This is a genomic window from Streptomyces fuscigenes (genome assembly GCF_021556455.1).
Lineage (GTDB): Bacteria > Actinomycetota > Actinomycetes > Streptomycetales > Streptomycetaceae > Streptomyces > Streptomyces fuscigenes.
Genome location: NZ_JAKGCV010000394.1, coordinates 1 through 5,196, shown reverse-complemented (window position 1 = coordinate 5,196; position 5,196 = coordinate 1). Strand labels below are relative to the sequence as shown.

Genomic DNA, 5,196 nt, shown 5'->3' with positions numbered 1-5,196 from the left:
CGTTCGGCGGAGGGCCGCCCCGGGGCCGGCAGCATCGGCGGCGCCCGCCCCGGAGGCGGCAGCACCGCGCGCCGGTGCTGTGCCCCACAGCGGAAGCAGCCGCGCCGGTGCCGGGTGGAGCAGCCGGGGTGGCAGCAGCGACAGGGGATCCAGGTAGACGCCAGCGCGCAGCAGCCCCCAGTGCAGGCACCCCGCTGGGCAGTGGAAGGGTCCCGCGGCGAGCCGGGCGACGGGCTGCCCGGCCCGCACCGTGTCGCCTGCCGCCACGAGGGGCGCCACCGGTTCGTACGTGACGCGCAGCGGGGGTGCTCCGGTGCCGGGCAGGACGATCGACAGCACTCCGCGCCCGGCGACCCGGCCCGCGAAGGCGACCCGGCCCGCCGCCGCTGCCCGTACCGTCTCGCCGGGCCGGGCGGCGAGGTCCACACCGCGATGCCCCCTCCCGTAGGGCGTGGCGGGAGGCAGCCACCCGCGCACGATCACGGGACGCCCGCCCACCGGCCACGCCCGCGCGGCATCGGGTGCCGCGCCGCCCTCGGGCCCCGGCGGGGCACCCGATCGTGCCCGAGCACCCGTCCCCCGCGGGGCACCCGGTCGTGCCCGACCCCTCGTCCCCGGCGGAACTCTCCTTGCAGGCGGACCACTCGTCCCCGGCGGACCACCCCTCCCCGGCGGGGCACCCGGTCGTGCCCGACCCCTCGTCCCCGGCGGACCGCCCCTCCCCGGCGGACCACCCGTCCCCGGCTGACCACCAGCCGTCGGCGGGGCACCAAGCCGCCGCCGAGCATCGGCTCGCGACACGAGGCGGGGCAAACCGTCGGCTCCGGCCCCGGCTCCGGCCCGGCCGTACGTCCCCCACCGGGCCGGACCCGGCCGGTCGGCCCGGGGGACCCCGGCCCCGCGGTCCCCTTCGGCCCTGACCCCCGCGGCGTGGGAGCTCCCCGGCGTAGGCGCGAGCAGCGGCGCGGCCCCCGGTGCGGACGGGCCGGGCGCCGCGGGCAGGCGCGCGACAGCCGCCGCCGGGGGGAGCGGCGGCCGGGCGGCGGCCCGATCGGAGGCCGGTGCCGCGACGGCCAGCAGGACGGCCGCGGCGCACAGGCAGCGCACAGATGTCATGCGCCGACTCTCCTCCGCGGGCGCCCCGCGCGGGGGATCGCGGGCGTCATCTGTGGACAAGACGGCGGTTGTGGACAACGCCGTCACCTGGGGGGTCGAAGGTCCCGTACAATTCTTGTGCGGCCCGGGTCACCGGGTCGACTTCGCACGCCCCGACGCCGGCGTTCAGTTACCGGTGTCAGCGCCTCTCGGTCCTTTGCGGCACGGCGCGCAGGGCGTCAGGCGCGACCGCCGTCCGGCGGCCGCGACAACCGAGTACCTAGGAGTACGGCCATGGCCGTCGTCACGATGCGGGAGCTGCTGGAAAGCGGCGTCCACTTCGGTCACCAGACCCGTCGTTGGAACCCGAAGATGAAGCGCTTCATCTTCACGGAGCGCAACGGCATCTACATCATCGACCTGCTCCAGTCGCTGTCGTACATCGACCGCGCCTACGAGTTCGTCAAGGAGACCGTCGCGCACGGCGGCTCCGTGATGTTCGTCGGCACCAAGAAGCAGGCGCAGGAGGCGATCGCCGAGCAGGCGACGCGCGTGGGCATGCCCTACGTCAACCAGCGCTGGCTCGGCGGCATGCTGACCAACTTCTCCACCGTCTACAAGCGCCTCCAGCGCCTCAAGGAGCTGGAGCAGATCGACTTCGACGACGTGGCCGCCTCCGGCCTCACGAAGAAGGAGCTCCTGGTCCTCTCGCGCGAGAAGGCCAAGCTGGAGAAGACCCTCGGCGGCATCCGCGAGATGCAGAAGGTGCCGAGCGCCGTCTGGATCGTCGACACCAAGAAGGAGCACATCGCCGTCGGTGAGGCGCGCAAGCTCCACATCCCGGTCGTCGCGATCCTCGACACCAACTGCGACCCCGACGAGGTCGACTACAAGATCCCGGGCAACGACGACGCGATCCGCTCCGTCACCCTGCTCACCCGCGTGATCGCCGACGCCGTCGCCGAGGGCCTCATCGCCCGCTCCGGCGTCGCGACCGGCGACCAGAAGCCGGGCGAGAAGGCCGCCGGCGAGCCCCTCGCCGAGTGGGAGCGCGACCTTCTGGAGAAGAAGGACGAGGGCGAGGTCCAGACCTCCGCCGAGACGGCCAAGGTCGCCGACGCCGAGCAGACCGAGGAGGCCCCGGCCACCACGGACGAGCCCGTCGCCGAGACCCCTGCCGCGCAGGAGGCCGCCGCGGACGAGACCGCCGCCGAGGCGCCCGCCGAGCAGGCCTGACCCTCACGGTTCCGGACAGACGGCGGGGGCCGGTGGCCCCCGCCGTCCACCCGTAGATCCCCAGACCTTCGAATTCTTCAAGAGAGAAACCACAGAGATGGCGAACTACACCGCCGCCGACGTCAAGAAGCTCCGTGAGCTCACGGGCGCCGGCATGATGGACTGCAAGAAGGCGCTGGACGAGGCCGAGGGCAACGTCGACAAGGCCGTCGAGCTGCTCCGCGTCAAGGGCCAGAAGGGCGTCGCCAAGCGCGAGGGCCGCAACGCCGAGAACGGCGCCGTCGTCTCCCTCATCGCCGACGACCGCGCCTCCGGCGTCCTGGTCGAGCTCCGGTGCGAGACGGACTTCGTCGCCAAGGGCGAGAAGTTCCAGTCCGTCGCCCAGGCGCTCGCCGAGCACGTCGCCAAGACGCAGCCGGCCGACCTGGACGCGCTGCTGGGCTCGGAGATCGAGGCCGGCAAGACCGTGCAGGCGTACGTGGACGAGGCCAACGCCAACCTCGGCGAGAAGATCGTCCTCGACCGCTTCGCCCAGTTCCCCGCGGACGGCGGCTTCGTGGCCGCGTACATGCACCGCACCATGCCCGACCTCCCGCCGCAGGTCGGCGTCCTGGTCGAGCTGGACAAGGAGAACGCCGAGGTCGCGAAGGACGTCGCGCAGCACATCGCCGCGTTCGCGCCCAAGTACCTCACCCGTGACGAGGTGCCGGCCGACATCGTGGAGAACGAGCGCCGCGTCGCCGAGGCCACCTCGCGCGAGGAGGGCAAGCCCGAGGCCGCCCTGCCCAAGATCGTCGAGGGTCGGGTCAACGGCTTCTTCAAGGAGGTCACCCTCCTCGACCAGCCCTTCGCCAAGGACAACAAGAAGTCCGTCAAGAAGGTCCTGGACGAGGCCGGTGTCACGCTGAAGCGCTTCGCGCGCATCCGCGTCGGCGCCTGACCGCGGCGTCGGCGCGAGCGCGCCGACGCAGTCGTACACGGAGGACGGCGGACCCCGCTAGGGTCTGATGCAGTCGTCGGCCGCGTACCTGCCGGACGACCGCAGATCCGACGAGGAGGCCATTGCCGCCAGGGACGAACAACCGACCCAACCGGCAATGGCCTTCGTCGTATGTGTACGAGGAGAACCCCATGAGCAACGGCGTGGACGCCGACCATTCCCCCGACGACCGGACCGACGCCGGCCCCCGGCCCCGGCGTTTCATGCTGAAGCTGTCCGGTGAGGCCTTCGCCGGAGGGGGCGCGCTCGGTGTCGATCCCGACATCGTGCACGCCATCGCCCGCGAGATCGCCGCCGTCGTCCGCGACGGCGCCCAGATCGCGCTCGTCGTCGGCGGCGGCAACTTCTTCCGCGGCGCGGAACTCCAGCAGCGCGGCATGGACCGCGCCCGCTCGGACTACATGGGCATGCTGGGCACCGTCATGAACTGCCTGGCCCTCCAGGACTTCCTGGAGAAGGAAGGCGTCGAGACCCGCGTGCAGACGGCGATCACCATGGGCCAGGTCGCCGAGCCCTACATCCCCCTGCGCGCCGTGCGGCACCTGGAGAAGGGCCGTGTGGTCATCTTCGGTGCGGGCATGGGCATGCCCTACTTCTCCACCGACACCACCGCCGCCCAGCGGGCCCTGGAGATCCACGCGGAGGCCCTCCTCATGGGCAAGAACGGCGTCGACGGCGTCTACGACTCCGACCCCAAGACCAACCCGGGGGCGGTCAAGTTCGACGCACTCGGGTTCAGCGAGGTCATCTCGCGCGACCTGCGCGTCGCCGACCTGACCGCGATCACGCTGTGCCAGGACAACAGCCTCCCGATCCTGGTCTTCGAGCTGCTGGCCGAGGGCAACATCGCGCGTGCGGTCAAGGGTGAGAAGATCGGCACTCTCGTGAGCGACCAGGGCAGCAGGGACTGACGTCCGCGCGGCCCGCCCTCCGTACGGGCACCGCCCCGTATGGACAAAGCCCTGCCGGTCGGACACCGTGCAGGAAAGACGCGACGCAGGTACCGCCGGCCCCCGCGAGGGACCGCACCACCGGTGGCACACCGCACTCACAACACGCAGGAGCAAGTGGTGATCGAAGAAGCCCTCCTCGAAGCCGAGGAGAAGATGGAGAAGGCCGTCCTGGTCGCGAAGGACGACTTCGCGGCGATCCGCACCGGCCGCGCACACCCCGCGATGTTCAACAAGATCGTCGCGGACTACTACGGCGCCATGACCCCGATCAACCAGCTCGCCTCGTTCTCCGTGCCCGAGGCGCGGATGGCCGTGGTGACGCCGTTCGACAAGAGCGCCCTGCGCAACATCGAGCAGGCCATCCGCGACTCGGACCTGGGCGTCAACCCCAGCAACGACGGCAGCATCATCCGGGTGGTGTTCCCCGAGCTGACCGAGGAGCGCCGGCGCCAGTTCATCAAGGTCGCCAAGACCAAGGCCGAGGACTCGAAGATCTCGATCCGCGCCGTGCGCCGCAAGGCCAAGGAGACCATCGACAAGCTGGTCAAGGACGGCGACGTCGGCGAGGACGAGGGGCGGCGCGCCGAGAAGGAGCTCGACGACACCACGACGAAGTACGTGGCGCAGGTCGACGAGCTGCTCAAGCACAAGGAATCCGAGCTGCTTGAGGTCTGATGAACGACTTTTCCCGCGGTACCCCGCCGGCCGCAGGCTACTGGGGTCCGCCCGACCAGGGGGCCGCTCCGGCGGGTCCCGCCCGCGATGAGCCCGAGGCGCAGCAGACTCGCCCCATGCCCATCGTGTCCGACGGACCCGTGCCCGACGGGCCGCTGAGCGGCGGACCCGCGGCCGGCGGGCCGCTGACCGGCGGGCCCCTGCCGGGCGGGCCGCAGCCCGGCGGCCTGCCGTACG

5 protein-coding genes are annotated in these 5,196 nt (G+C 72.0%); 4 read left to right on the top strand and 1 reads right to left on the bottom strand.

Annotated elements, in window-relative coordinates:
- Window positions 1–426 (bottom strand): peptidoglycan DD-metalloendopeptidase family protein (locus L1885_RS29435; RefSeq protein WP_372482008.1); only part of this gene is annotated, 426 nt, incomplete at its 3' end.
- 963 nt (window positions 427–1,389) lie between these two features.
- On the opposite strand from L1885_RS29435, the gene rpsB reads away from it, so the two are divergent.
- The 4 genes from rpsB (at window position 1,390) to frr (ending at window position 4,959) form a co-directional block, all read left to right on the top strand.
- On the top strand, window positions 1,390–2,331 hold the full coding sequence (gene rpsB, locus L1885_RS23190) for a 30S ribosomal protein S2 (protein WP_235799113.1): 942 nt from the start codon (window positions 1,390–1,392) through the stop codon (window positions 2,329–2,331).
- Window positions 2,332–2,428: 97 nt separating this feature from the next.
- Window positions 2,429–3,271, top strand: a complete 843-nt coding sequence (gene tsf / locus L1885_RS23185; RefSeq protein WP_235799112.1) for a translation elongation factor Ts — start codon at window positions 2,429–2,431, stop codon at window positions 3,269–3,271.
- Window positions 3,272–3,462: 191 nt separating this feature from the next.
- The gene (gene pyrH / locus L1885_RS23180) at window positions 3,463–4,242 is read left to right on the top strand and encodes a UMP kinase (protein ID WP_372482007.1); all 780 of its coding nucleotides are present in this window, start codon (window positions 3,463–3,465) and stop codon (window positions 4,240–4,242) included.
- A gap of 159 nt (window positions 4,243–4,401) precedes the next feature.
- Complete coding sequence (gene frr, locus L1885_RS23175) at window positions 4,402–4,959, top strand: ribosome recycling factor (protein ID WP_235799111.1); 558 nt, start codon at window positions 4,402–4,404, stop codon at window positions 4,957–4,959.
- Window positions 4,960–5,196: the final 237 nt, after the last annotated feature.